This is a genomic window from uncultured Aquimonas sp., from assembly GCF_937888285.1.
In the GTDB taxonomy this organism is placed as follows: Bacteria; Pseudomonadota; Gammaproteobacteria; order Xanthomonadales; family Xanthomonadaceae; genus Aquimonas.
In genome coordinates, this window is the sequence record NZ_CALART010000007.1 from 1 (window position 1) to 24,217 (window position 24,217).

22 protein-coding genes and 1 pseudogene are annotated in these 24,217 nt (G+C 66.8%); 8 read left to right on the top strand and 15 right to left on the bottom strand.

Annotated features, from left to right (window positions below; translation table 11 throughout):
* Positions 1-521: 521 nt before the first annotated feature.
* From Q0654_RS01055 to Q0654_RS01070, 3 genes are all read left to right on the top strand, one after another.
* Positions 522-761: a hypothetical protein gene (locus tag Q0654_RS01055; protein WP_298849591.1), complete on the top strand. Its 240-nt coding sequence runs from the start codon at positions 522-524 to the stop codon at positions 759-761.
* Positions 761-1,183 carry a putative toxin-antitoxin system toxin component, PIN family gene (locus Q0654_RS01060; protein WP_298849593.1) on the top strand — a complete coding sequence of 141 codons (423 nt, stop codon included), beginning with the start codon at positions 761-763 and terminating at the stop codon, positions 1,181-1,183. Before Q0654_RS01055 ends, Q0654_RS01060 begins: the two co-directional genes overlap by 1 nt.
* A gap of 207 nt (positions 1,184-1,390) precedes the next feature.
* Complete coding sequence (locus Q0654_RS01070) at positions 1,391-1,762, top strand: transcriptional regulator (protein ID WP_298849595.1); 372 nt, start codon at positions 1,391-1,393, stop codon at positions 1,760-1,762.
* Between the two features lie 639 nt (positions 1,763-2,401).
* Here Q0654_RS01070 and Q0654_RS01075 read toward each other — a convergent pair.
* The 6 genes from Q0654_RS01075 to Q0654_RS01100 all read right to left on the bottom strand — a co-directional run bounded on the left by Q0654_RS01075 (position 2,402) and on the right by Q0654_RS01100 (position 8,195).
* On the bottom strand, positions 2,402-4,540 hold the full coding sequence (locus Q0654_RS01075; RefSeq protein ID WP_298849598.1) for a hypothetical protein: 2,139 nt from the start codon (positions 4,538-4,540) through the stop codon (positions 2,402-2,404).
* Between the two features lie 247 nt (positions 4,541-4,787).
* Positions 4,788-5,600, bottom strand: a complete 813-nt coding sequence (locus Q0654_RS01080) for a transposase (protein ID WP_343230112.1) — start codon at positions 5,598-5,600, stop codon at positions 4,788-4,790.
* Between the two features lie 108 nt (positions 5,601-5,708).
* The gene (locus tag Q0654_RS01085; protein WP_091246299.1) at positions 5,709-5,999 is read right to left on the bottom strand and encodes a HigA family addiction module antitoxin; all 291 of its coding nucleotides are present in this window, start codon (positions 5,997-5,999) and stop codon (positions 5,709-5,711) included.
* A gap of 14 nt (positions 6,000-6,013) precedes the next feature.
* Positions 6,014-6,295, bottom strand: coding sequence for a type II toxin-antitoxin system RelE/ParE family toxin (locus Q0654_RS01090; protein WP_298849608.1), 282 nt, complete (start codon positions 6,293-6,295; stop codon positions 6,014-6,016).
* Between the two features lie 70 nt (positions 6,296-6,365).
* A complete protein-coding gene (locus Q0654_RS01095; RefSeq protein ID WP_298849612.1) occupies positions 6,366-7,049 on the bottom strand; it encodes a transposase in 684 nt (227 codons plus the stop codon).
* A 282-nt stretch (positions 7,050-7,331) separates the two neighbouring features.
* A complete protein-coding gene (locus Q0654_RS01100) occupies positions 7,332-8,195 on the bottom strand; it encodes a helix-turn-helix transcriptional regulator (RefSeq protein ID WP_343230113.1) in 864 nt (287 codons plus the stop codon).
* A 108-nt stretch (positions 8,196-8,303) separates the two neighbouring features.
* Here Q0654_RS01100 and Q0654_RS01105 point away from each other — a divergent pair, with 108 nt between their 5' ends.
* A complete protein-coding gene (locus Q0654_RS01105) occupies positions 8,304-9,203 on the top strand; it encodes an SDR family oxidoreductase (protein WP_298849614.1) in 900 nt (299 codons plus the stop codon).
* Positions 9,204-9,219: 16 nt separating this feature from the next.
* On the opposite strand, the gene Q0654_RS01110 is transcribed toward Q0654_RS01105, so the two are convergent.
* Both Q0654_RS01110 and Q0654_RS01115 read right to left on the bottom strand, forming a co-directional pair.
* Complete coding sequence (locus Q0654_RS01110; RefSeq protein ID WP_298849616.1) at positions 9,220-9,705, bottom strand: alpha/beta fold hydrolase; 486 nt, start codon at positions 9,703-9,705, stop codon at positions 9,220-9,222.
* A 1,086-nt stretch (positions 9,706-10,791) separates the two neighbouring features.
* Positions 10,792-11,745: an alpha/beta hydrolase gene (locus tag Q0654_RS01115; RefSeq protein ID WP_298849618.1), complete on the bottom strand. Its 954-nt coding sequence runs from the start codon at positions 11,743-11,745 to the stop codon at positions 10,792-10,794.
* A gap of 129 nt (positions 11,746-11,874) precedes the next feature.
* On the opposite strand from Q0654_RS01115, the gene Q0654_RS01120 reads away from it, so the two are divergent.
* Positions 11,875-12,711 carry an AraC family transcriptional regulator gene (locus tag Q0654_RS01120; RefSeq protein ID WP_298849620.1) on the top strand — a complete coding sequence of 279 codons (837 nt, stop codon included), beginning with the start codon at positions 11,875-11,877 and terminating at the stop codon, positions 12,709-12,711.
* A 23-nt stretch (positions 12,712-12,734) separates the two neighbouring features.
* Here Q0654_RS01120 and Q0654_RS01125 read toward each other — a convergent pair whose 3' ends face one another.
* Both Q0654_RS01125 and Q0654_RS01130 read right to left on the bottom strand, forming a co-directional pair.
* Entirely contained in the window at positions 12,735-13,517 is a 783-nt protein-coding gene (locus Q0654_RS01125; protein ID WP_298849622.1) for an SDR family oxidoreductase, read from the bottom strand.
* Positions 13,514-13,843, bottom strand: a complete 330-nt coding sequence (locus Q0654_RS01130; protein ID WP_298849624.1) for a nuclear transport factor 2 family protein — start codon at positions 13,841-13,843, stop codon at positions 13,514-13,516. The genes Q0654_RS01125 and Q0654_RS01130 overlap by 4 nt, the downstream gene beginning before the upstream one ends.
* 98 nt (positions 13,844-13,941) lie before the next feature.
* Between Q0654_RS01130 and Q0654_RS01135 the strand changes: the two are divergent.
* Together Q0654_RS01135 and Q0654_RS01140 are read left to right on the top strand one after the other, a co-directional pair.
* Positions 13,942-14,073, top strand: a pseudogene (locus tag Q0654_RS01135) (LysR family transcriptional regulator); the annotation flags it as partial.
* Positions 14,074-14,173: 100 nt separating this feature from the next.
* A complete protein-coding gene (locus tag Q0654_RS01140) occupies positions 14,174-14,863 on the top strand; it encodes a LysR substrate-binding domain-containing protein (protein ID WP_298849626.1) in 690 nt (229 codons plus the stop codon).
* A 517-nt stretch (positions 14,864-15,380) separates the two neighbouring features.
* Here Q0654_RS01140 and Q0654_RS01145 read toward each other — a convergent pair.
* Entirely contained in the window at positions 15,381-16,466 is a 1,086-nt protein-coding gene (locus tag Q0654_RS01145; protein ID WP_298849628.1) for a sulfotransferase, read from the bottom strand.
* Positions 16,467-16,469: 3 nt separating this feature from the next.
* Between Q0654_RS01145 and Q0654_RS01150 the strand changes: the two genes are divergently transcribed.
* Entirely contained in the window at positions 16,470-16,877 is a 408-nt protein-coding gene (locus Q0654_RS01150) for a hypothetical protein (protein ID WP_298849630.1), read from the top strand.
* 159 nt (positions 16,878-17,036) lie between these two features.
* On the opposite strand, the gene Q0654_RS01155 is transcribed toward Q0654_RS01150, so the two are convergent.
* From Q0654_RS01155 to Q0654_RS01170, 4 genes are all read right to left on the bottom strand, one after another.
* Positions 17,037-18,728 (bottom strand): choice-of-anchor J domain-containing protein, encoded by a 1,692-nt coding sequence (locus Q0654_RS01155; RefSeq protein ID WP_298849632.1) that lies wholly within the window; start codon positions 18,726-18,728, stop codon positions 17,037-17,039.
* Between the two features lie 295 nt (positions 18,729-19,023).
* On the bottom strand, positions 19,024-20,553 hold the full coding sequence (locus tag Q0654_RS01160) for a hypothetical protein (RefSeq protein WP_298849634.1): 1,530 nt from the start codon (positions 20,551-20,553) through the stop codon (positions 19,024-19,026).
* A gap of 1,048 nt (positions 20,554-21,601) precedes the next feature.
* Positions 21,602-23,629, bottom strand: coding sequence for a serine/threonine-protein kinase (locus tag Q0654_RS01165; RefSeq protein WP_298849636.1), 2,028 nt, complete (start codon positions 23,627-23,629; stop codon positions 21,602-21,604).
* On the bottom strand, positions 23,626-24,198 hold the full coding sequence (locus Q0654_RS01170; RefSeq protein ID WP_298849638.1) for an ECF-type sigma factor: 573 nt from the start codon (positions 24,196-24,198) through the stop codon (positions 23,626-23,628). Before Q0654_RS01170 ends, Q0654_RS01165 begins: the two co-directional genes overlap by 4 nt.
* Positions 24,199-24,217: the final 19 nt, after the last annotated feature.

A 24,217-nucleotide genomic window follows, 5' to 3' on the forward strand; every position in this document is an offset into this window, starting at 1 on the left:
GGCGACGGTCAGGAAGATCGGGTCAGGTTGGAAGGTGAGACAGCCGGACGCTTACCGCAGCAAACGCACAGGGTGCGACCGACCCACTCGTCTGCGCACCCGCAGTACCTGGCGGTGCATGCCGAAGACACTGCGCGCCAACGCCTCTAGCGCGCCTGGGTCCAATCGGCAATCACGCCGGACGAAGTCGAAGAGATCAGGCGACGCCTGCAGTGCCAGCATGCTTTCGGAACGGAGCGCTTCCGACAGATGATCGAGGAGCAACTGCAGCGCCGAGCAGGGCTCGCAAAGATCGGCCGGCCTCGGAAGTCAGCGCATCAGGCGCCTGCGGACGCGCGTTGATCGTGTTTTCGCTCCACGCCAGGTCACGAGAAACGGCGCCCTACTAACTCGATGCGCATCGGCCGAGACGGGCGGCCGAGCCCTCCCGCCGCGGCACCCCGATGCTACTTTGATAGCCTTGGCCCCGGGCTTAGCTACACAGCACTGACTAGCAAGCCGCCTGACTCGACGAGGATCACATGACGACTGTCCAGATCACCTTGCCCGATCAGCTCGTCCAGGAAGCGCAGCGTGCCGGTCTGCTGTCGCCCCGCGCCATCGAGCGCTGGCTGCGCGAACAGCTCAAGGCCCGGCGTGTCGATGAGCTGTTCTCCGCCATGGACCGCATGGCTGCTGTCGATGAGCCTGCTGTGATGTCGCCGGAAGAGATCGCCGAGGAAGTCCGCGTCATGCGCGCCGAGCGCCGTGCCGGCCACTGATGCGGCTGGTTCTCGACACCAATGTCGTCGCGTCGGCCTTGCTGTGGGGCGGTGTTCCGCGCGTTTTGCTTCAGTCCCGCCGTGAGCAGCGCGTCATGCTGTTCACCAGCACGCCGCTGCTCGCCGAGCTGACCGACATCCTCGGCCGCCGCAGGTTCGAGAAGAAGATCGCCGCCTCGCTCATGTCAGTCGATCAGCTGGTCGACCGGTATTCCGATCTCACCCTCATGGTGCGCCCCATCGCTGTCACCGGCGTCGCCCCGGATCCCGACGACGATGTCGTCATCGGCACCGCACTCGCGGCTCGCGCCGAACTGATCGTCACCGGCGACAAAGGCTTGCTCTCGGTCAACGCACACCAGGGCGTGCGAGTTGTCGGTGTAGGCGAGGCAGTGGCTGAAATCGAGAAGGTGCGGAAATGACGAAGCGCCGCGCAAGGCGAGGCTTCGTCGTTGCGTTGGCGGCCAATGCTATGAAGCTGAACTTGGCGCTGGGTTCCTTGCACCACCAGGCTTGGCCCTCTTGCCTACAGGTTGCAGATCGTCTACGTGAAGTTCATCGGCACACACGAGGCCTACGACGCGATCGATGCGGCAACCGTTGAGATGGCCTGAGGGCCGGAGCACAGCATGGACATCCACCCCATCCGCACTGAAGCAGACTACAAGGCCGCCCTCAGGGACATCTCTGCCTTGATGGAGTCCGACCCCGACCTGGGCACCCCGGAGGGCGATCGCCTCGACATCCTCGCCACGCTGGTGCAGGCCTGGGAAGCCCGACACTGCCCCATCGCCCCACCGGATCCGGTGGAGGCCATCAAGTTCCGCATGGAGCAGAGCGGTCTGTCCGTCAAGGATCTGGAACCTCTCATCGGCAAGAGCAATCGGGTTTACGAAGTGCTGAACCGCAAGCGTCCGCTGACGCTGGCGATGATTCGCAGACTGCACCACGGGCTTGGTATCCCGGCCGAAGTGCTGATCGCGGAATCTGCGCTCGGGTGAGGCGGGGGCGAGGCTGGGGGGTCCACTTCTCAGGCGGCGCGCAGCGAATGCGAAAGAACGGAGTCAGGTTCACTTGCCCGGTCGCGTTCAATGATTTGGCCGGCCGATGTGCCGGCCGAACGCTGGCGAAGCGCTGGGTCTTGGCTTCGACCATCGCACAAAAGTCGTCGCGGCCGTAGGCGCGTTGCTGCTGCAGGTAGAGCCGGATCGCGGCCAGGTCTTCGTCGCTGATCGCCTTGGAAAGCAGGGCGCGATAGGGGTCTGCACCGATCGCTTGCTGGACGGGGTGCGGGCTCAGCAGCGGATCCTCGCGGAGCCCGCACAGGCCCGCGCAGCTCGACCACGGAAATGCGGCAGGGTCGTCCGTCATGCGGGCGCGGACGGGGTTCAGGTCGATGTAGCGGCTGCAGCGCATGTTTCCACGCTGCACGATGTGCTGCGGAATGCCTGGCAGGTCGAGTCGAGGTTGGCGGGTCATGTGCGCAGAATCGCTGCAGCGCTGGCCACCCTACGTGGGCACAACGCTGGCGTTGGAGTAGGAATTCGGCGCGCGGGGCTGTCGGAAGTGAACCTGATCCTGTTTCCCCGGACCCCGTTTCCCGTTGGCTGTGTGTCCCGGTAGTGACCCTCAAAAGCGGGCTAATCGAAGTTGTCAGCGAAAATGAACGCGGGATCCGTAAGCCGCAGTTGGAACGTGGTGAATGATCGGCCCACAGAAATTAGCCAGCCTCCCTGCGAGGAGGCGACACTCAAGTTGTCGCCCACGCCGGGCTCGCTGCCAATCCAGCCCGAGCTTGCCAGCACCTCTCCTTGACGGTCGATGAGAAGCAGGCGCTCGCCGGCAATGGCAAGCAGCCTGTCATCAATGTCAGGAAGGCGAACGAGCTTCTCTACCGGCGCCGGCAGCGTGAATCCACTTGTCACCGAGCCCGAGACAGGGTCGATCAGGACCACCTCGCCCTCGCGGGTGAAGGACAACACGACTGGCGCCAGCTGGTCAGACAGGATCAATGCGCCTGCGGTGGGTCGAGAAAGAGTCCACTCCCGCACGCCCAAGGAGGCATCGAAGGCAGTGAGTCCTCCGGTGAACGCGAGCAGATACTCAGCTGCCGGGTCCGAGTCCAACTGGCCGACGTCGAGCGAAAGGCCCTCATCATATGGGCCAGCCACGGTCTCGGAACGCCATAGTAGATTGCCCAGAGGCAGCGCGTAGACCTCCAACCTTACGTTCTCCGGCGCGTTGTATTGATGGATTGCGACCAGCAACTCGGCGGGCCCGCCGGGCACATGCTGAACCAAACGCGACGCAGAGACTGTATGCGGCCAGCGCCCAATCGGCGTGGGGATCTGATGTTCGACCTCACGAGTGCGTCCATCCACAATGAGTATTCGCCACTCGTCGAACGGCTTGGCTCCGACCGCAATTAGTTCCAGCGCCGTGTCGCCGTCGAGCTGAGAAGCGTGCAGGCTGCGGTAGCCGGTCTGGAAGGGTGCGAAGCCGTTGCCGATCTCGTAGGGTGCTCGCCACACTTCGGTTTGCGTGGCCGCGTTGAGTATGCGCAGCAAGCCTTTGTATGCCGAGGGATTGGACGTTCCCACAACCCACTCGAGTGTGCCGTCTTGGTCGAGGTCGGCAAGGAGGGATGCGGTTGCGCCTTGGCGGTAGTTCTCGACCATCAACCTAGGCAGGGCGGAGGCCGGGTCCATGATGACGGCTCCGAAGTTCTCTTCGGTGTTGGTGCTACCCTCGCCGCGAGCGGTGAACCAGACCTCATCCCTTCCATCCGCGTCGAAATCCAGCAGTCCCAGCGCGTCCATGCCATTGCCTGGATTGTGCATTTCGTACAGCATCCGGCGGCCCGGGGAGTCGTAGACCCGAACCGCTCCCCACTGACCATCGCCCACAGCGAACTCGTCCTGACCATCGCCTTCGATATCGCCAACTGCGACCGCATCGGTATCGAAGTTTGGCATGCTCCAGGACACGCCATAGGGCGCTGTCGTGAAGCCGCTCAGGGAGTCCCAATCGCGTGCGCCAACGAACCCCTGGCCACCTGACTCCAGTAGCCGACCTATCGCGACATAGGTGCCGAATCCCTCTGGGCGCGACCAGTCAAGCATGCGCGTGGCGCCGTCGATCACGAGGCCAGGCGCAGAGTCGCCTCCAGCGACAATAATCTCGAGCGCCGGATCCTGGTCGAGCGTAGCTAGAGCTAGGTCTGCAGCTTGCACCTTCATGCTCCACTCTGGCGTACCGCTTGGTAGAGAGTAAGCACTCAGCGTACCCTGGCCCGCGCACAGCAGCTCCAGCTCCCCATCACCATCAATATCGCCGATGCGCGCGATGCGCGTGACGTGTGCGACCTCGAAGGCGCCGATCTCCGCAAGGGGCCAGCCACCGTAGCGCCTCGCCACGCGATCGGGGCCGATGCTCACCACGCGTGTGTCTCCGTGGCTGACTGTCGCAAGCGCATCAATTGCTAGCGGTGGCAGGATGAGGCTCTGCTTGAGCCCCAACGCGGAGGATCCATGGGGCCGTCCGTAGACCAGGAGCAGGGAAGCGGGGCCGTTTCCACTGGTGACGAGATCGGCTTTACCATCCTGGTCGACATCGACCTCACCCCAGCCTTGGACACCAATAGGACCCAGGCGGTGCAGAGCGTGGCCGAGCACCGGAATGCCCGCAGGGGCGTCTGATCCGATTGCTGCAGTGGAAGCGAGCAGCAAAAAAAAGGCGGTCGATCGAGAGGTCCTCACGGAGCACGCGTTTGAATTCATGGCAGTCTTGATAGGTTCGCGAAGTTGTTGAACAAAGTTTCCGAATCTCAATTGACGTAAGGCTCGGCTAGGGAGACCCGCGACGCGCACGATCTCCATCGCTCGGCCATGTCAATTGCCATCCGTTCGCATTAAAGCAGGTAAAACAGGGGTCGAAACCACTTTTTTGAGGGGCGGCGCGCAGGAAGTGCGGCGCTTCCTCGGGGCGATTGCTGTGGCGTGAGTGATGTCGAAGGCTGAGTGGTTCCTACCCCAAGTGCATCGAAAGCCTGATTTCGCACGCGTGCGTCGGCACCGAGCATGGGCCTTTGCTCAAGACCCTCTCGACGCCATGCCAAGACAGCCACGCTTCGACCAAGAACGGCGTCAGGTTCACTTGCCCGGTCGCTTTCTTTGATCTGGCCGGCCGATGTGCCGGCCGCACGCTGGCGAAGCGCTGGGTCTTGGCTTCGACCATCGCACGAAAGTCGTCGCGGCCGTAGGCGCGTTGCTGCTGCAGGTAGAGCCGGATCGCGGCCAGGTCTTCGTCGCTGATCGCCTTGGAAAGCAGGGCGCGATAGGGGTCTGCACCGATCGCTTGCTGGACGGGGTGCGGGCTCAGCAGCGGATCCTCGCGGAGCCCGCGCAGGCCCGCGCAGCTCGACCACGGAAATGCGACAGGGTCGTCCGTCATGCGGGCGCGGACGGGGTTCAGGTCGATGTAGCGGCTACAGCTCAGAAGGTAGTGTTCGCTATCGACCAGGCAGGCCTTGTACCGACCTTCCCACAGCGTTCCGGTGCGCGCGTGGCGCGCGTTGAACTGCCCGACATAGCGGCGGCCGAGCTGTTGCATCAGGCAACCTGTGGCACCCACTTCGGGCGGCGTTGCCAACAGGTGGACGTGGTTGTCCATCAGTACATAGGCGTGCAACGTGCAGCCCGTGGCGAGCAGCGCCTCCCGCAACAGTTGGCGATAGCAGGAGCGATCGGTGTCGCCCTGGAAGCAGGGAAGGCGATTGTTTCCACGCTGCACGATGTGCTGCGGAATGCCTGGCCGGTTGAGTCGAGGTTGGCGGGCCATGTGCACAGCATCGCTGCAGCGGTGGCCACCATGCGTGGGCACAACGCTGGCGATGCTGTAGGACTTCGGCGCGCGGGGCTGTCGGAAGTGAACCTGACCCCGTTTCCCTCAAGCGGCAACCCGCTCGATCAACTTGAGCTTGCCGCCCAAGGCACGCCTGGCTTCCTCCAGGTCGTAGTCCGCCTGCAGGCCGAGCCAGAAGCGTTCGCTGGTGCCGAGTGCCGCAGCTAGACGCACGGCGGTGTCGGCGCTGATGCCACGCTTGCCGAGCACGATCTCGTTGATGCGGCGCGGCGGCACGCCTACGGCACGCGCCAGCGCGTTCTGGCTGAGGCCAAGGGGGCTGAGGAACTCTTCCAGCAGGATCTCGCCGGGGTGGATGTTTGGCAGCACTTTCATGATGGGCGCACACCTCAGTGGTAGTCGACGATCTCAACATCGAGAGCGTCACCGTTCTTCCAGCGGAAGCAGATTCGCCACTGGTCGTTGATGCGGATGCTGTGCTGACCCTTGCGGTCACCCTTGAGCGCTACCAGCCTGTTGGCGGGCGGTATTCTCAGGTCATCGAGACTGGCGGCGTTGTTGAGCATGCGCAGCTTGCGACGGGCGACGTGCTGGATGTCAGCGGGCAGCCGCCGGGATGGCGAGCCGCCCCAGATCCTCTCGGCTTCCTTGTCGTTGAAGGTCCGGATCACATTGCAACCATAGCGCTGGGCGTTATATGACGCAAGGCGTTATGGCAACCAAGAACGGGGTCAGGTTCACTTACCCGGTCGCGTTCATTGATCTGGCCGGCCGATATGCCGGCCGCACGCTGGCGAAGCGCTGGGTCTTGGCTTCGACCATCGCCCGAAAGTCGTCGCGGCCGTAGGCGCTTTGCTGCTGCAGGTAGAGCCAGATCGCGGCCAGGTCTTCGTCGCTGATCGCCTCGGAGAGCAGGGCGCGATAGGGGTCTGCACCGATCGCTTGCTGGACGGGGTGCGGGCTCAGCAGCGGCTCCTCGCGGAGCCCGCACAGGCCCGCGCAGCTCGACCACGGAAATGCGACAGGGTCGTCCGTCATGCGTGCGCGGACGGGGTTCAGGTCGATGTAGCGGCTGCAGCGCAGAAGATGGTGATCGCTATCGACCAGACAGGCCTTGTACCGACCTTCCCAGAGCGTTCCGGTGCGCGCGTGGCGCGCGTTGAACTGCCCGACATAGCGGCGGCCGAGCTGTTGCATCAGGCAACCTGTGGCACCCACTTCGGGCGGCGTTGCCAACAGGTGGACGTGGTTGTCCATCAGTACATAGGCGTGCAACGTGCAGCCCGTGGCGAGCAGCGCCTCCCGCAACAGTTGGCGATAGCAGGAGCGATCGGTGTCGCCCTGGAAGCAGGGAAGGCGATTGTTTCCACGCTGCACGATGTGCTGCGGAATGCCTGGCAGGTCGAGTCGAGGTTGGCGGGCCATGTGCCCAGCATCGCTGCAGCGCTGGCCACCCTACGTGGGCACAACGCTGGCGATGTTGTAGGACTTCGGCGCGCGGGGCTGTCGGAAGTGAACCTGACCCCGTTTCCGCCCCGATCAGGCCGGATTCCTTCTCGCCACCCGCAGACGCTGCGCCGCGCGCGGGCTTGATCTTGAAGATCCAGTCGTCGCCGTAGTCGAAGCGATAGAACAGCGCGTGCTTGGCAGGCAGGGGGAACAGTGGGGCCAGCGTTCGCCGGCTCGCTGAAGTCCGGTGCGGCAGCGTCAAGGTGGGTGTGTCGCCGCTTGGGCGGCGATCATCTCGCGCAAGAGTGCGGTGTCCGCCGCCGTCGCGGGGTTGTAGAGCACCAGGCTCAGATCGGGACGCCCGTCGACGATCAGCGCCGAGTACTCGAGGCGCAGCGCCCGCCCGCCGGGCAGGAGCAGGGTCTTGTCGCCCTGACCGAAGGGCACGACCTCCTGGCTCTGCCATAAGGTCGCGAACGCCGGGCTCGCGGTGCAGAGCTCGTCGACGAGTGCGTCGACTCCCTCGCCCATGGCCGTCCCCGCGGCGCGGGCCGCGTCCGCGCGGAATGCGCCCACCACGAAGCGAGCCACGGCGGGCCAGTCAGGCTGCGCGGCGCGGACGGGCTCGCTCAGGAAGATCCGCCGCAGGAGGTTGCGCTCGAAGGCCGGGCCGCTGTGGTAAGCGAACACCGCCGCTGCGGCGCTGTTCCAGGCGAGCAGGTCCCAGCGCAGGTTCTTGACGTAGGCAGGGATGGCGTCGAACGCGGCCAGCAGGCGGGCGATGCTGGCGGGAACCTCGTCGCTGGGCTCGCCCTTGGGCGCCGGAGGATGGCCCAGGCCGATCTGGAACAGGTGCGTGCGCGCGTGCTCATCGAGGTCCAGCGCGCGCGCCACGCGATCGAGCACCGTCGGCGAGGGCGCGCCGCCCCTGCCCTGTTCGAGCCAGGTGTACCAGGTGACGCTGATGTTCGCGCGCTGCGCGACCTCTTCGCGCCGCAGTCCTGGCGTGCGCCGCCGGCCAGCGAAGCCGAAGGCCTCCGGCCGCATGGCCTGCCTCCGCATCCGCAGGAACTCCCCCAGGGCTGACGCGCCCGTGCCGCTTCGACCCATCCGGGTAGTCATGACACCCCTATACGCCCACGCCTTATCGCTCCCGGATGCTAGCCCTAGCTTCTCCGCGTGGCCAGCCGAGCTGGCCCGGCTCACTCATCCATCCACGGGAGAAGATCCATGCGTGTATTCGTCACAGGGGCGTCCGGCTTCGTCGGCTCGGCGGTCGTCCGTGAACTGCTCGGCGCCGGGCACTCGGTGCTCGGCCTCGCGCGCTCGGCCGAAGCGGCTGCCAAGGTGACCGCGGCCGGTGCCACGCCGCTCCTCGGCAGCCTGCAGGACCTCGATGTGCTGGTGCGGGGCGTGCGCCAGTCGGAGGCCACGATCCACACCGGCTTCAACCATGACTTCTCGCGCTTTGCCGAGAGCTGCGAAGAGGACGCGCGCGCGATCGAGTGCATGGGCCGCGCCGCCATGACCAACGGCGGCACGCTGGTCGTCACCTCGGGGCTGGCGCATCTGGATGCGAGCGGAATCGCCACCGAGTCCGACCGGGCGTTTCCGCCCTCGCCCGTGTACCCGCGAAAGTCCGAGGCCACGATGCGGCGCATGCATGCGGAAGGGGCACGCATCCTGCTGGTCAGGCTGCCGCCCTCCGTCCATGGCGCCGGCGACCACGCGTTCGTTCCCTACCTGTTCGACCTGGCGCGGCAGTCCGACGTGTCGGCCTTCGTCGGCGACGGCCGGAACCTGTGGTCAGCGGTCCACTGCGCGGACGCCGGCCGTGTGTTCCGCCTCGCCGTGGAGCGGGGCGAGCCCGGCGGGGTCTATCACGCCTGCGCGGAAGAGGCCCTGCCCTTCGTCGACATCGCGCGCGCGATCGGGGACGCGCTGGGAGTCCCCTCGGTCGGGCTGGATCCAGAGGCGGCCAAGGCCCACTTCGGATGGTTCTTCGGCTTCGCGTCGATGGCGGCCGGCGCGAGCAGCGCACGCACACGGGAGCTGCTCGGTTGGATGCCGGCCCGCGAGGCACTGCTGAGCGCGGACTCGCTCGCACGCTATGCAGGGGCGACGCGCTGATCGAGGGCTTGCGCCCTCAGTCCGCCGTGGCCGTAGTCACAGCCCGGGCCGCACGATCGATGACATCGGACACGACGCCTGGCTGGGTGTAGTACACCGCGTGACTCGCAGGCACGCGGGTGATGGTCGCGCCGATTCGATTGGCCATGTGGACGAGCATCGCCTGGTCGAAGGCGCGGTCTTCGGTGGCAATGACCGCCCAGCTCGGCTTGCTGCGCCACGCGGCCTGGGACAGGCGGGATTCGAACGCCGACATGTTGATCGGCACCTGCGAGTCGCGCAGGAACGCCGCATCAGCATCGCTGGCATCGTGGGCAAACCCGGCCTTGAACGCGTGTAGCGCGAGAAAGCCGAACCCATCGCTATTGGTCTCGATCTCGAACTCCGGGGTCGCCGCGAAGCCGGTGTACTGCTGCGCCATGGTTTCGCCCGCGTCCGGGGCCAGCGCAGAGACATAGACCAGACCGGCCACCTTCGGATGCACGCCGACTTCGGTGATCACCGTGCCGCCCCAGGAGTGGCCGACCAGGACGGTCGGCCCATCCTTGGCGATCGAGCGCCTGACGGGTGGCCGAGACATCGTCCGCGAGCGAAGTCAGGGGGTTCTGGACGACGGTGACGCGGTAGCCGCGCTGGGTCAGCAGCTCGTACACCGGACGCCAGCCCGAGCCGTCGGCGAAGGCGCCGTGCACCAGTACAACGTTCCTGACAGCGGTGGAATCAGTTGAGGTGTTGGAGCTTGCGGCATTCGCCTGCGGGATCAGGGCCGCGGCCGCAAGAGAGGTGAACAGCAGGGTGCGTAGGCGCTTGAACGGGTTCATGGTGGGCTCCGAAGTTGGGCGCGGGTTTGGACGCGCAGAGCGGGTGGGCCGTCGAACGTGCCTGCAGCTGCGGGCACCGCGACCGTGGTTGCGCGGGGGTCATTGCGGTTCGAGGCGGCTGCAGCATCGAGCCCGCAGCCGCCCGGCATCGCACGCCCTCAAGAAACAGAACCGTAGGTGATTGATTGTATTGAGCACCTTCGCGGCGGCGCGGCATGAAGAACCGGCCAAAGCAGCGTCTAGCGACCCCTGGTTCGTCGCCCCCGCGCAGAGCCTGCCCTCGCGAAGGCGGGAGGGCCAGACGAGACGCGCGGCAGCGGCAAGAGCTCTGGATCCCCGCCTCCGCGGGGATGACGAACACATGTCTCTTCGAGAACACCTGACCCGCGACGCGAGGCTGAAGCAGCGTCTAGCGACCCCTGGTTCGTCGCCCCCGCGCAGAGCCTGCCCTCGCGAAGGCGGGAGGGCCAGACGAGACGCGCGGCAGCGGCAAGAGCTCTGGATCCCCGCCTCCGCGGGGATGACGAACACATGTCTCTTCGAGAACACCTGACCCGCGACGCGGAGCTGAGACGCTCTCAGGAAACAGAACGCTCGCGACCCCATTGATCGTCGCCCCCGCGTCGGCGGGGGCCCAGTGTGGCTTGCCTCAGTCACGAGAGGTCTGGATCCCCGCCCTCGCCTTCACGACGGGAGGCTCTTCGCGGGGATGACGGACCGATGCTTCTTTGGGAACACCCGGCCCGCCACGCGGGGCTGAGAAGCTCTCAGTTCTCAAGGAACTCGAGCAGGTCCTGGTTGAACTGATCCTTGTGGGTGTCGGTCAGGCCGTGCGGTGCGCCCGGATACACGATCAGCTTCGCGCCTTCGATGAGCGCCGCCGAGGCGCGACCGGAGGTGTCCAGCGGCACGATCTGGTCGTCGTCACCGTGGATGACGAGGGTGGGCACGTCGAACTTCTTCAGGTCCTCGCGGAAGTCGGTGGTCGAGAACGCTGCGATGGAGTCGTAGGTGTTCTTGTGCCCGGCCTGCATGCCCTGCGCCCACCAGCTGTCAATCAGTCCCTGCGAAATCTTCGCGCCGGGCCGGTTGAAGCCGAAGAACGGGCCCGAGGCAATGTCGAGGTACAGCTGCGAGCGGTTCTGCAGGGACGCGTTGCGGAGACCATCGAAGACTTCGAGGGGCACGCCGCTGGGGTTGTCGGGGGTCTGCAGCATCAGCGGCGGGACGGCGCTGATCAGGGCGGCCTTCTTGAGGCGTCCGGTGCCGTGGCGACCGATGTAGCGGGCCACTTCGCCGCCGCCGGTCGAGAAGCCGACCGCGGTGACGTCGTCGAGATCCAGGGCTTCAATCACCGCGGCCAGATCGTCGGCGTAGTGGTCCATGTCGTTGCCCTCCCAGGGTTGGCTGGAGCGACCGTGGCCGCGGCGATCATGTGCGACCACGCGGTAGCCTTTCGAGGCCAGGAAGAGCATCTGCGATTCCCAGCTGTCGGCGCTCAGCGGCCAGCCATGGCTGAAGGTGACGACCGGGCCGTTCTTCGGGCCCCAGTCCTTGTAATAGAGGCGAACCTTGTCGTGGGTGACGATGTAATTGCCATCCACGGTTGCTGCGGCAGCGGCCTGCGCCGGGGTCATGGGTTCTGCGGCCTGGGCGGCAAAGGTGGCCTGCAGGGAGAGGGTGAGCAGGCTGGTGGCGAGGGTGCGGGTAACGGCGTTCATGCGTGTGCTGTCCTGTGGCGAGGTGGGTGGAGGCGCCGGGACGCTGTGCCCCGGTGAGACGCAGTGTGGTCGGCGCGCATGGACCTCTGGTGATGTAGAGTCCTTACAACTTGATCAGGAGTACTTTCAGTGGCCGATCGACTCGCGGCACTGATGACGCACTTCCCGGTGGGCGCGCGGGTGTTCAACACCGGCGCGCTGTGCGGCATCAACACCGTGGAAAGCGACGGAGCCCATGGGCAGCTGCATTTCGTACGCGCGGGCACGGTGGAGGTGCGGTGGGGCAAGGATTCAGTGCGCGTGGAGCGTCCAAGCCTGCTGCTGTTCCCGCGCCCCGTTGCCCATCGCTTCCACACCGACCCCGAACGCGGGGCCGACATGGTCTGCGCGCACCTCGCGTTCGAGGGCGGTGCAGAGCATCCGATTGCTTCGGCGTTGCCGGACTTGATCTGTCTGCCGCTGGATGGCATCGGGGGTGCAGCGCCGGTGACTGCCCTGCTGTTCGAAGAAGCCTTCGAGCAGCGCTGCGGACGGATCGCGCTGATCGAGCGCCTGATCGAAGTGGTGATGATCCAGGTGCTGCGACAGCTGATGGAAAGCGGAAGCCTTCAGGGCGGCCTGCTGTCCGGCCTGTCGCATCCGCGTCTGCGCCATGCGCTGGTTGCGATGCACGAAGCGCCTGAGCGTGAGTGGACGCTGGAGGCTCTGGCGCAGGTCGCCGGAATGTCGCGCAGCGCGTTCGCCGCCACGTTTCGCGAGCAGGTGGGGACGACGCCGGGTCAGTACCTCCAGGCTTGGCGTGTGCGATTGGCGCAGAAGGCGTTGCGCCGGGGACGCCCGCTGAAGGTGATCGCAGCGGAGGTCGGGTACGGCAGCGAGGCCGCGCTGTCGCGAGCCTTCAAGGCGCAGACCGGCCAATCGCCGCGACGGTGGAAGGCACACGACTTTCCTGCAGGCAACGCCTGAAGCCTCTGGCCGCGACCCGCCCCTCACACGGTTGGCACGGTGCCGCCATCGATGGTGTATTCCGTACCCGAAATGGAGGCAGCGCGGGGCGACACCAGAAAGGCGATCAGGTCGGCCACTTCCTGCGGCTTGGCGGGTCGCCCCACAGGGATGCCACCCAGAGACTCCATCACCAGGCGCCTGCCGCCGTCATGGTCGGTGCCCGCCTGCGCCGCAACGCGTTCCACCAGTGCCGCGGCCGCCTCGGTGTCGATCCAGCCGGGTGAGACCCTCACGACGCGGACGCCCTTCGGAGTCACCTCTTTGGAAAGCGCCTTGCTGTAGGTCGAGAGCGCCGCCTTTGCCGCCGCGTAGGCAATGGTGGCCTCCGGCAGCGGCAAGACGCGCTGGATGGAGGTGACATGAAGAATCACGCCCTCGCCCTGCCCCAGCATCGAGGGCAGCAGGGCGCGGTCGAGGCGCACGGCCGACATCAGGTTCAGGTCCAGCGCACGCGACCAGGCGTCGTCGTCGAGCGCGGCAAAGCCGCCCGCCGGCGCGGTGGAGCCGCCCACCACATTGACGAGGATGTCGATGCCACCGAGATGCTCGAGTGTCGCCGCGGCGACATGGCGTGCGCCCTGCGCCGTCGTGAGGTCGGCGACTAGGTAGTGGACATCTGTTGCCCGTCGCGTCGGCGCTGAGGTGGCAGTGGCGACGACCCGGGCACCGGCCTGCGTCAGCGCCTGCACGACGGCGGCCCCAGCCCCACGCGTACCGCCGGTCACCAGTGAACGCTTGCCGGCCAGTTGGAGATCGAAACTCATGAGCGGATCTCCAGTGACGCGATCTTGCCGCCTTCGAGCAGGAACACATGGCGCAGGTCCACCGGGCTGCCCGGAAAGTCGCCGGACACACGCGCGATCACCGCATGGCGGTCGGCGTCCCGCTCAAGGCGGTGCGGTTGAACGGTGCAGGTGTAGCGCGCCGCTGCATCGTCTTTCCAGGCGGCAATGGCGGCGTGCCCCGTGTGTGTGTGTCCCTCGTCCCTGACCCATCCGTCGGGCGTGAAGCAGTGCGCCACGGCCAGGCCGCTTCCAGCGTCGGCGCGGAAGTAGGCGGCGATCGGTTCGGGCAGATTCAGTGCTTGCATTGCGGTGCTCCATCGGGATCGTAGGATCAGGATGGAGGGCTTTTTGCGGTTAGAGAATCGCCTACTATTGAATAAGCCTGTTCAGATTTGAGTGCACAATGCGCGGCGCAGAGTTTGCTGAGCTGAAGGCCTTCGTGGCCGTCGTCGAGCGGGGAAGCTTCGCCCGCGCGGCCGATCAACTGGGACTGTCGCGATCCGCCCTTTCCCAGACCATCCGTCAACTCGAGTCCCGGCTCGGCGTGCGGCTGCTCAACCGGACCACCCGGAGCGTCTCGCCCACCGAACCTGGACATCGCCTGCACCAGCGCATGGCTCCGGTACTGCGGGGAGATGGACGACGCAGTCGCACAGGCGGCCGGCAGCAGCGCTCGCGCGGCCGGCACCTTGCGCATCAACAGCCTCGGCATGGCGGCCAGGAAGCTGATCGTGCCGAGGCTCGGCCGCTTTGCCCGCGCGCACCCGGAGGTGACGCTTGACCTCGTGATCGACGACGGTCTCAGTGATATCGCAGCGGAGGGGTTCGACGCCGGCATCCGCGTGGGCGGACGTCTCCAGAAGGACATGGTGGCAGTCCGGCTGACAGCGGACATCGAACTGCTTGCGGTGGCCTCTCCCGAGTACCTCGCGCAGCACGGCGAGCCGAGGACACCGGCGGAGCTTGAACACCACGCCTGCATCAACTGGCGCTTTCCGGGCAGCGGCAGAGTCGCCGGCTGGGAGTTCAGAAAGAAGGGAAAGCGAACCGAGTTCTTCGGGCAGAGCCGGGTGATCGCGAACCATCAGGACATCGTCGTGGCCGCCGCGCTGCAGGGACTGGGCATCACCTACGCCTACAACGATGAGGGGATCGCCGATGCGCTACAGGACGGACGCTTGAAGCGAGTGCTGGCGGACTGGTCGCCGACAATGCCGGGCCTGTACCTCTACTACCCCAGCCGCCGCTTCATGCTGCCGGCCCTGCGAGCATTCATCGACTGCCTGCTTGACCGGGACTCGCAGTCAGGCGAGGGAACTGCCTGATGGCAGTCACCGCGAGCCTCGGCCCGCTTCGGGAACGGGACGGGGGTGCGGTTGATCTTCTCGTCCACCGTTGATGAATCCGACCCTGTTTTTCGCGCGGCCCGGCCTACATCGAACTCCCGCCGAACGAGGGGCGCAGGGTCGTCCTGCCTCTCGACGACGCCAGGTCGAGCGATGTCGCACAGTCCAGGGCGGACACCGACCGCTCGCGACTTCGCACCCACCGTCCCTGGCGCTGCATGCCGAAGACATGACCCGCCAGTGTCTCCACCACGACGGGGTGCCCTCGGCCACAACATCCGAAAACGTGGACGAGATCAGGCGCCGTTTGCGGGGGCAGCACACCCCGGGAGCGGAGCGCCTTCGACACAGGATCGAGCAGCAGCTGCAGCGCCGTACGAAGCCCGCACGGTTCGGCAGGTCTCGCAAGTCAGCGCATCACGCGAGAGCAGGAGGTGCGCTCCAATCGGGCTTCTGGATTCCGGCTCCTGACGCCTGGTCTTGCCGGTGTCGAAGGCTATGCCTCAACCCCGGCCGCTTGCAGGGCAGCGGACAGCACCTCGCGCAGAGGGGCGGATTCACCGCCGCGCCCGATGCTGCCCGCATGGATGGGGGTGCGGACCTGCAGCGCACTTGCACTCCTCGCCGGGCTGGTCCGGGCGCGGATGTCGAGCGCTTCGGGCCGATATTCGAGGCCACAGAAGGCGAAGACCTCGCGCATGGTCGATTCGGGATCACTGACAAGATCTGCGTAGCTCACGTCCAGCACGAAGCCCGGCAGCACGCGATGCCAGTGCGCCATCGTGCGCCGGTAGCGCGCGTACGCACGCGCCAGTTCATGCGGGTGGTAGCTGTAGGCCGCATTGGCTCCGCCGAACAGTTCGCCCAAGTTGGAGGCGCAGGTATCCAGCGGATCGCGGACCAGGTGCAGCACCCGGGCATGCGGCAGCGCACGCGCGATCAGTCCGATGAGCTGGAAGTTCTGCGGCAGCTTGTCGGTGAAATACGACTGGCCGTCCGCGAGCCAGGCATTGGCCGCCAGGTAGGCATGGCCAAGTGCCGCGGCATCAACGTCACGCAAGGCTCGGAGCAGCTCGGGGCCGAGCACGTCCGCGCAGCCGTGGTTGGCCGCAAGACGCGCCTGCGCGGCCAGGCGATAGTGTTCGCCGCCCGCCACCACCTGCGGATGGCCCTCCAGGATCCGCTCCAGCAGCGATGTGCCGGAGCGGTGCATACCGACGATGAAGATGGGTTGCGCCACGCCGTTCGGTGCGGCGGATGCTTCTGCGGGCGTGACCGGCTCTGCAGCGAGCGCTGCGACCAGTGCCTCCTGAGCCGGTTCGTCATAGCGCAAGGTGGAACGCTTGGCCGCGCAGGCGCGCTGCAGCACGGCGAACGCTGCCTCATGCTGTTTCCGTGCCGCAAGAATCCGATACAGCGCGAACCCCAAGAAGCTTGCCGCCTGCGGGTCGTTCGCGTGCGAATGAAGCAGACGCTGCAGCCGCTCGATGCGAGCCCGCGGCGCGTTGTCGCCCTCCAGGCGAGCCAGGGCCCAATGCGCAATCGGCACCACTGGCGCCCCTTGGCAGACCTCGGTCAACAAGGATTGGGCGCGATCGAGCTGGCCTTTTTCGATGCACAGCAGAGCCAGCTGTACGCAGACGCTGGCCGCACGCGGCTGCACACGCCATGCCTGCTCGGCCCAGGCGAGCGCTTCGTCCGTCAGGCCAGCGCTCTGCAGCGCCGCAGCGCCGCGGAGCAGGGTTTGCACATCGAGAACGCGATCCGCGGGACAGCGGTGAACCAGCGCGCGCATCTGCGCATGCAGTTGGAAAGCACGCAGCGCTTCGAGTCGCTCGGCGACCAGCGTCAGGGCATCCGGCCGCGTGCTGCAGGCTTGCAGAACGTCGTCATGGGCTTCGCGATACGCGCCCCGGCGCAGGGCATGCATCGCGGCCTGCAGGCGCACGTCGTCGTTGTCGGGCTGGGCTTGAAGCTGTCGGCGCAGCGCTGACTCGGAATCATCCATGGGCGTCATGCGCAGCTCGGCGTCGCGGGTTGGTAGGACCACACGTGCGCGCGGCACGGGGTCTTGGGGCAGGGCCCCATGTCAGGCGTGACTGCCAGACACTGCCCGGGAGGGTACACCCCCGGACAGTGTCTGCCCTTGGCTTCAGTCCTCGAAGCCGTTGCCGAAGATGAAGGGCTCGAACTCAAGCACCGCAGTCATCTGGAAGGTCCGCGCAAAATTGGCGCCGAAGGTCTCTGCATTGGCCCAGCCACCGGCAGGGCTGGTCGGCCAGTTGACCCACACCGTGCCGGGCGTGAAGCGCTCGGGAGTGTTCTCGAGGGTCATCGTGCGCGGTTCGGGCAGGGTGGGCTCTACGGCGGCGATCAGGTAGCGGCCCGGCGGCAGCAGAAGCGACGAGTCCAGAGTGAACTCCAGCTCGGTGCTGCCAATCGGCGCGTCCATGGCCACCGTGGTCGATGCCGTTGCAATCTGCTCACCGGGCTCACCCTCGATTTCATTCCAGGCGAACACAGCCACCTGCAGCTCGCAGCCGTTGAAATCGCCGACACCATCGCCGGTGTTCCCCATCCCGTCATCCGGCAGCACATCCGAGTTGGTCAGACGATAGCGGACCGCCGTAAGACGTGCCGTCTGCGGCAGCTGGAAATCCTGGCCCAGGAACCCACCGTTGCCGGCGCCGATTCCGAGCGTCCCCGTCGTGCTTCCCTGCGCGCGGGACAGCTCGTTGGCGGTGACAGTCACCATCGAGTAGGTGGCCGAGGAGTTTGCCGGGTTCTGGTCGCCCTCCGCGCTCGTGACCGAGGCGGCGACCGTCCACTCGCCCAGCTGATCGTAGGGCAGGCGCTCAAGCAGTTGCACCGTTTGCGATGCTGTCGGGGCAAGGCTCACCGGGCTTGAGGTCAGCACACCGAAGCCGCTGGGCGTTCCGCTGATCGTCACCTCGGCCTGCATGCGCACATTGGTCAGAGGCGACGCGCCCAGATTGCCCACGGTGGCTTGAACGATGGCGCCGTATCCGAGGCCCGCCGGCACTTTGGCGTAACCGCTTGCAGACGCATCTGTCTTCAATCCAGACAGGACCGGATCGAACTCAACGACATCAAAGATCCGGAAGTTGTCCAAGGCCAGCAGGAACTGGTTGTTGGAGTTGTTGCGGAAGGCCAGATGCACCGGGGTGCCGGCCAGCGCGGCAAGGCTGATCTCGCGATTGGTCCACACGGACGGAGCCGCCGGTACCGTGACCAGGGCAGGATTCAGCAGGAAATCGGCGGGCGCCGTCCCGGCCGTGCTGTAGCGCACTTCGTAGCCGTCCGGATAGCTGGCGTCCGGCGCCAGGTCGCTCCACCTCAGTCGCGTCGACGCCAAGGGGGTGACCTGTACTGGAATCACGGCCCAGTCGTCCGCAGCCCCCTCTGGCGTGTACCACGAGGTGCTCCAGATCGCACAGTCATTCGGCGCGGAGGTGGTGAAGCGCTCTCGTACTACCCAGGCGCTGGACACCCAGCTCACTTGACCGTTCGGGGAGCGAGCATCCACGTCGTGTACCGTCCAGCCGGCCGGCGGCAGGTAAGGCGCCGCCGGCGCTCCCGCTGCGCAGACGCTGTTGAAGTCTTCGAAGTAGATGTCACCACCGCGGACGACCTCCGGCTGCGGAGCAGGCGCTGGCGAGGCGTCCGGATTGGAGCGCAGTGCGTTGGGCGGCTTGAGGCCATCAACCGCGAAATTCGCGTGCCTGACTTCTGCTGCCAGCGCGGAAGCGCTGAGCGAACAGGCGATGGCGAGCGTGAGCGCGCACAGTGCCGGAACGGGATATTGGATTGCAGCAACGCGCATGGAGCCCCCTGGGGCATCTTGGACAATCGCGGAGAGTGATCCTTCTGGGCAAAGGATGGCAAGCCATGCTGAAGTCATACTCGGAGCTGCCGAATTCATCAGCGCCGCGGAAGAAGACACGCGCGGGTCGAACGCACGCGTCAAGGCTTCGGGTTCGCCCCGAGCCTCGGGCGCTACCCGCCACATGTGGGGGTCGTCGCTTTGAAGGAGGCCACAAGGTCGTTGTTCGGGCTATCCAGTGCTGGACGTCACCTTCCTTTGCTGCGCCCCCGCTGCCCCACCGATCCGCAGCACCTCACTCGAACCCATCCTTCAGAAGATCCTGCGCATACAGCCGCACCCGCATGGCGCTGCCGTAGAAGCTGCCGTCGTCGCTGGCATAGGCATAGCCGCCGAACACCACGCGTTCGCCGTCGGCGGACAGGGCCATGCTGTCCAGGCGGTTGTCGCGGTCGCTGCCGAACAGGGTGTGGCCGTAGCCCATGCGGCCCGGCAGGCCGAGGTTGAGGTTGCCGAAGCTGCTGTCGAAGCTGCCGTCGGCATTGAGGCGGACCAGGGCGGCATCGCCGAAGCTGAAGCCCGCGTACTCGTAGCCGCCGCCGATCAGGATCTTGCCGTCGGGCGTGGCGAGCACGTCGGCGGCATAGGCGTCACCGTGGATGCCGCTGGCGGTGTAGTCCAAGTTCAAGGCGGTGCCGCCGAGGAAGCCAGGATCGTTCGCGCCCGTCACGGTGTCGATCACGCTGACGCCGATCGAGGGGTCGGTGTCGCTGGCGTTGGCAGCGTAGCCAACTACGATCAGCCGCGAGCTGGCGCCCTGCCGCTGGAGGGCCAGGCGATTGCCGGTGTTGTGTCGAAACCCCGGGGCGGCACTGAAGAAGAGACTACGGAAGCCGTTGCTGCCGAACTGGGTGTCGATCCCATAGCCCGGCGTCGCCGAGGGAAAGGAGGTGCCGATCACCGCGGTGTCGAACTGGCCCTGCGAGTTGACGATGCCGCGGCGAAGCAGGGTTCGGAAGCGCAGCGGCACGTTTGCCTCGGGCACGTATTCGGCCGCGAGGTCGGCCACCTGCACGTCGAAGTTGGCGCCGATGCGCAGCGCATACCACTGATTGGGCTGGCCGACGTTGCCGCCGATGACGTTGCCGCATTCGGCGACGCCGCAGAGTTGGCCGGTGTTGGCGAACAGCACCACATGCATCAGGTCGCGCGGGCCGCTGTCGCCGTCGCGGATCGCGCCGGCAATCATGAAGCGGTTGGACTCCAACTCGTAGGGTTCGATGGCGCCGGCGATATCAGATGGACTGCCGCCGCGGCGGATGCGCAGCAACCCGCCGCTGGCGAAGTTGGGGTCCAGGCTGCCGTTGGGCAGCACCGCCCACACCGCCATGTCGCTCTGGTTGAAGGGGCCGAACAGGGTGCCCAGCACCAGCAGCGCGCCATCGGCACGAAGCGCGGCATCCACGGCTTGCACTTCGAAATCGACGCCGGCATCGAACAGCTGCTGACCGCGGGGGCCATAGCTCGTGTCCGGCGAGCCGTCCGCGTTCAGGCGGGTGACGCCGATCTGGCTGTTGCCCGGGAACTGCGAGCCGAACGGTGTTGGCGTGTTGCTGACCAGCAGGGTCTTGTTGTCGGCCTGCACCAGGGTTTTGACGACGCGGGTGGCGCCGCGCTGCAGGCTGGCGTCGATGGGGAAGAAGGTCGTGGTCTTGCCGCTGGCGACGGGGCCGAAGCCGGTGTCCAGCTTACCGTTGGCCTGTGCCGTCAGCGCCAATGTGGCCAGCAGAGCGAGTGCGATGAGGCGAGCGATCGGGTGTGTCATCTGCGGTTCTCAGCGGTCGGCGCGGGAAGGCGCCCTTGCTGCGACACACGCTGGATGGGGGTTGGACCTGACAGCAGGCGCACGAAGCGACCTGCCTGCGGCTGGCGGGCCGTGCAGGGCAGCACAGCTGTTTGCAGACACTCTCTTTCAGGTCAAGCCTCCTCGGCGGCGTATAGGCGTGTTCGCGACCCGCAAGCTGGGTGCAGCCGCAGGCTGCGTGCAGAGCGTTGGCTGCTGTTGAGCCCCTCTCCCCCCGTGGGAGAGGGGTTGGGGAGAGGGGGGAACGCTGCGGCAAGCCTGCCCCCTCTCCCCCGGCCCCTCTCCCTCCAGGGGCGAGGGGAGAAAAGCACTCGGTCGACGCGACGAGAGGGGAACACAGCAGTCAGTTGAACCACGGAGATTGGAGCAAAGCACTCGATCAAGCGCACGACGCAAATCGGGGTCCCGCGTACCGGCTGTTTGCAGGAGCGAGCTTGCTCGCGACCGGCAGGTTGGGTGCAGCCGCAGGCTGCGTGCAGAGCGTTGACTGCTGTTGAGCCCCTCTCCCCCCGAGGGAGAGGGGTTGGGGAGAGGGGGCAGACTCGCGGCAAGATCGCCCCCTCTCCCCCGGCCCCTCTCCCTCCAGGGGCGAGGGGAGAAAAGCACTCGGTCGACGCGACGAGAGGGGAACACAGCAGTCAGTTGAACCACGGAGATTGGAGCAAAGCACTCGATCAAGCGCACGACGCAAATCGGGGTCCCGCGTACCGGCTGTTTGCAGGAGCGAGCTTGCTCGCGACCGGCAGGTTGGGTGCAGGCGGCAAGCTGCGTGCAGAGCACAGGCTGCTGTCGAGCCCCTCTCCCCCCGTGGGAGAGGGGTTGGGGAGAGGGGGGAACGCTCGCGGCAAGCTTGCCCCCTCTCCCCCAGCCCCTCTCCCACAAGGGGAGAGGGGAGCAAAGCACTCGACTCCTCTTTCTTGAGGGTGAGGGGAGCCATGCGCTGAGATCCCTCTCGCCGCGAGGGAGAGGGGCGCAAAGCAATCAGTCGCCACGCGAGACGTCGAGGTGCTCAGGGTGACGTGCGAAGGGCGCTCCGCTCTGCCTGCTTGCCGAAGGCCAGGATCCGCTCTCGCTCGGGGTGTCCTTCCGGGAAGGCGCGCTGGTACTCGGGCCAGGCCTGCTTCCACGCCGAACGTGCCGTGTCCTTGTCGCCCGCGCCCAGTGCGGCCTGCGCGAGCAGTGCGTAGGCCTCGGCGCGGCGCATGGGGACGAAGGCGTCCGGCTGCGATTCGATCAGGGCCACGGCTTGCCGGAAGACCCGCACCGCATCGTCGAACTGCTCGGCGCGCAGATGGACCCAGGCCTGCTGGCGCAGAAAGTTCTCGCGCGCGTAGGGCGCAATCTTGGCGGCACCCAGCGATGCGCTGGCCGTGTCCAGCAGCTCGAAGGCACGATCGAAATCGCCCTGTTTGGACAGTGCGCCGGCGACGCTGCCCAGCACGTCGATGCGCTGCGAGTCGCTCACCCGCGGATCGCGGCACAGGGATTCCACCTCGCTGGCGATCGCGCGCAGGTCGCTGCGCTGGCTCGGCAGATCCAGCGAGAACGCCAGCAGCTTCAGCAGACTGAGTCGAACGGAGGCAGACGGCTCGGTCTCTTCGGTTTGCGCCTGCAGGGCAGCGCGCAGCACCGGCACGGCGGCCTGCGCCTGTCCCTGATTCAGCAGGGCGTGCCCGATATCGCCCAGCGACTGGCGCAGCAGCAGCGGGTCGTCGGCGTGGCGCTGTTGCAGCGTGTTCGCGGCCGCCAGCAGCAGGTCAAGGCTGCGCGGCTCGAGGCCGCTGTATTCCGCGGGCACGGCGCCGCCGATCACGTCCAGCAGCGCGCTCAAACGCGCTTCGGCCCGCTCGGCCTGCTGCTCGGCGCGCTGGGCCTGACGCAGGGTGCTGACCACCCCCAGCACCGCGACCAGCAGCAGGCCCGCCAGCACGGCCAGGCCACGGCGATGGCGCCAGATCCGCCAGCGCCACTGGCGCGCGAACCCGCCGGTGCCGCTGCGCAGGGCGCGGTCATGCTGCAGATCGTGCAGGTCGTCGAGCAGCGCGGAGACCGAGGCATAGCGGCGCTCGGGTGGCTTCTCCAGACAGCGCGCCAGCAGGGCCTCCAGCGCGCGTCGACGCCAGCCTGTCGGCGCGTTGTGCACGGGCAGGCGCGCAGGCAGGCGTCGCACCGGCCCGTGCAGGATCCGCTCCGCCCAGGGCTGGGGCTTGCCGGTCAATTCAGCGTGCGGCGACTCGCCGCTCAGCAGCTCGAACAGCAGTACGCCCAGCGCGTGGATATCGGTCGCCGTGGTCGCGGCCTGGCCGAGAATCTGCTCGGGCGCGGCGTAGCGCCAGGTCAACAGACGTTGCCCGCTCTGGGTGAGCTCGTCGGCCTCGTCATCCAGACCCTTGGCGATCCCGAAGTCGAGCAGCTTGGGCACGCCCTCGCGGGTCAGGCGGAGGTTCGAGGGCTTGATGTCCCGATGCACCACCAGATGCCGATGCGCGTAGTCCACCGCCTCGGCCACCTGCCGGAACACCGCCAGCCGTTCGGCATAGCCCGGCGTGCGCGCGGCCCACTCCGCCCACGAGGCGCCGTCGACGAGCTCCATCGCCAGCCAGGCCTGCCCCTGCTCGCCGATGCCGCCGTCGATCAGCCTCGCGATGTTGGGATGGTCGAGCCGCGCCAGCAGCTGGCGCTCCTGCGCGAAGCGGGCCTGCTGCAGGCCATCCAGACGCGAGGCGCGCAGACGCTTGAGCGCCACCGTCTGCGCGAACTCGGCGCCGACGCGCTCGCCGCGGAACACGTCCGCCATGCCGCCCGAGCCGATGCACTCACGCGCCTGGAAGGCGCCGAAACGCGGCAGGTCCAGCGCCGGTGGCTGCAGGTCGTCGGCGTCCAGATGACTCAACAAGCCCTGCAGCTGCGCGGCGAAGGCGGCATCGCGCTGCTGCCAGTCGCGCAGCGCCTGCGCACGCGCTTCGTCTGACAGCTCGCAGACATCGTGGAAGGCCGCGCGCAGGCGCTGGAAGTCCGCGTCCGGCGTGCGGCTCACGTGGCATCCAGCGCCTGACGCAGCCAGGCCTTGGCCATCGCCCAGTCGCGATACACCGTGCGTTCGTCCACCTCCAGCAGGTTCGCGACCTCCAGCACTTCGAGCCCGCCAAAGCAGCGCCACTCGACGATCTGGGCCATGCGTTCGTCGTGTTTCGCCAGCGCCTTCAGGGCCTCATCCAGCTCGGCCAGATTCATGTCCGCCTCGATCGGCAGGTGCAGCAGCTCCACCCATTCCACCTGCTGCCACTGGCCGCCGCCGCGCTTGTCGCGCTGGGCGGCGCGGGCGCGATCCACCAGTACCTGACGCATCAGCTTGGCGGCGGTGGTGAACAGGTGCTTGCGGTCGCGGATGTCGACCGAGCGCGCGCCGAGCAGGCGCACGAACACGTCATGCACCAGGGCGGTCGGCTGCAGGGTGTCGTGGTCGCGGTGGCCGCGCAGGGTGTGGGCGGCGAGGCGGCGCAGCTCGTCGTAGACCTGCGGCAGCACGCGGTCGAGCGCGTCGAGATCGCCCTCGCCCCAGCGCGCCAGCCAGCCGGTGATGTCCGCCTCGCCCAACCTCGTCATGCCCGGCTTCCCGCGCTGT

Excerpts from the sequence above, each read along its gene's own strand:
- Q0654_RS01070 (WP_298849595.1), top strand. The coding sequence starts at position 1,391 with ATGGACATCCACCCCATCCGCACTGAAGCAGACTACAAGGCCGCCCTC.
- Q0654_RS01115 (WP_298849618.1), bottom strand. The coding sequence starts at position 11,745 with ATGAACGCCGTTACCCGCACCCTCGCCACCAGCCTGCTCACCCTCTCC.
- Q0654_RS01125 (WP_298849622.1), bottom strand. The coding sequence starts at position 13,517 with ATGAGTTTCGATCTCCAACTGGCCGGCAAGCGTTCACTGGTGACCGGC.
- Q0654_RS01130 (WP_298849624.1), bottom strand. The coding sequence starts at position 13,843 with ATGCAAGCACTGAATCTGCCCGAACCGATCGCCGCCTACTTCCGCGCC.
- Q0654_RS01075 (WP_298849598.1), bottom strand. The coding sequence starts at position 4,540 with ATGAATTCAAACGCGTGCTCCGTGAGGACCTCTCGATCGACCGCCTTT.
- Q0654_RS01080 (WP_343230112.1), bottom strand. The coding sequence starts at position 5,600 with ATGGCCCGCCAACCTCGACTCAACCGGCCAGGCATTCCGCAGCACATC.
- Q0654_RS01105 (WP_298849614.1), top strand. The coding sequence starts at position 8,304 with ATGCGTGTATTCGTCACAGGGGCGTCCGGCTTCGTCGGCTCGGCGGTC.
- Q0654_RS01140 (WP_298849626.1), top strand. The coding sequence starts at position 14,174 with ATGGACGACGCAGTCGCACAGGCGGCCGGCAGCAGCGCTCGCGCGGCC.
- Q0654_RS01160 (WP_298849634.1), bottom strand. The coding sequence starts at position 20,553 with ATGACACACCCGATCGCTCGCCTCATCGCACTCGCTCTGCTGGCCACA.
- Q0654_RS01100 (WP_343230113.1), bottom strand. The coding sequence starts at position 8,195 with ATGACTACCCGGATGGGTCGAAGCGGCACGGGCGCGTCAGCCCTGGGG.
- Q0654_RS01060 (WP_298849593.1), top strand. The coding sequence starts at position 761 with ATGCGGCTGGTTCTCGACACCAATGTCGTCGCGTCGGCCTTGCTGTGG.
- Q0654_RS01155 (WP_298849632.1), bottom strand. The coding sequence starts at position 18,728 with ATGCGCGTTGCTGCAATCCAATATCCCGTTCCGGCACTGTGCGCGCTC.
- Q0654_RS01170 (WP_298849638.1), bottom strand. The coding sequence starts at position 24,198 with ATGACGAGGTTGGGCGAGGCGGACATCACCGGCTGGCTGGCGCGCTGG.
- Q0654_RS01095 (WP_298849612.1), bottom strand. The coding sequence starts at position 7,049 with ATGGCCCGCCAACCTCGACTCGACCTGCCAGGCATTCCGCAGCACATC.
- Q0654_RS01055 (WP_298849591.1), top strand. The coding sequence starts at position 522 with ATGACGACTGTCCAGATCACCTTGCCCGATCAGCTCGTCCAGGAAGCG.
- Q0654_RS01085 (WP_091246299.1), bottom strand. The coding sequence starts at position 5,999 with ATGAAAGTGCTGCCAAACATCCACCCCGGCGAGATCCTGCTGGAAGAG.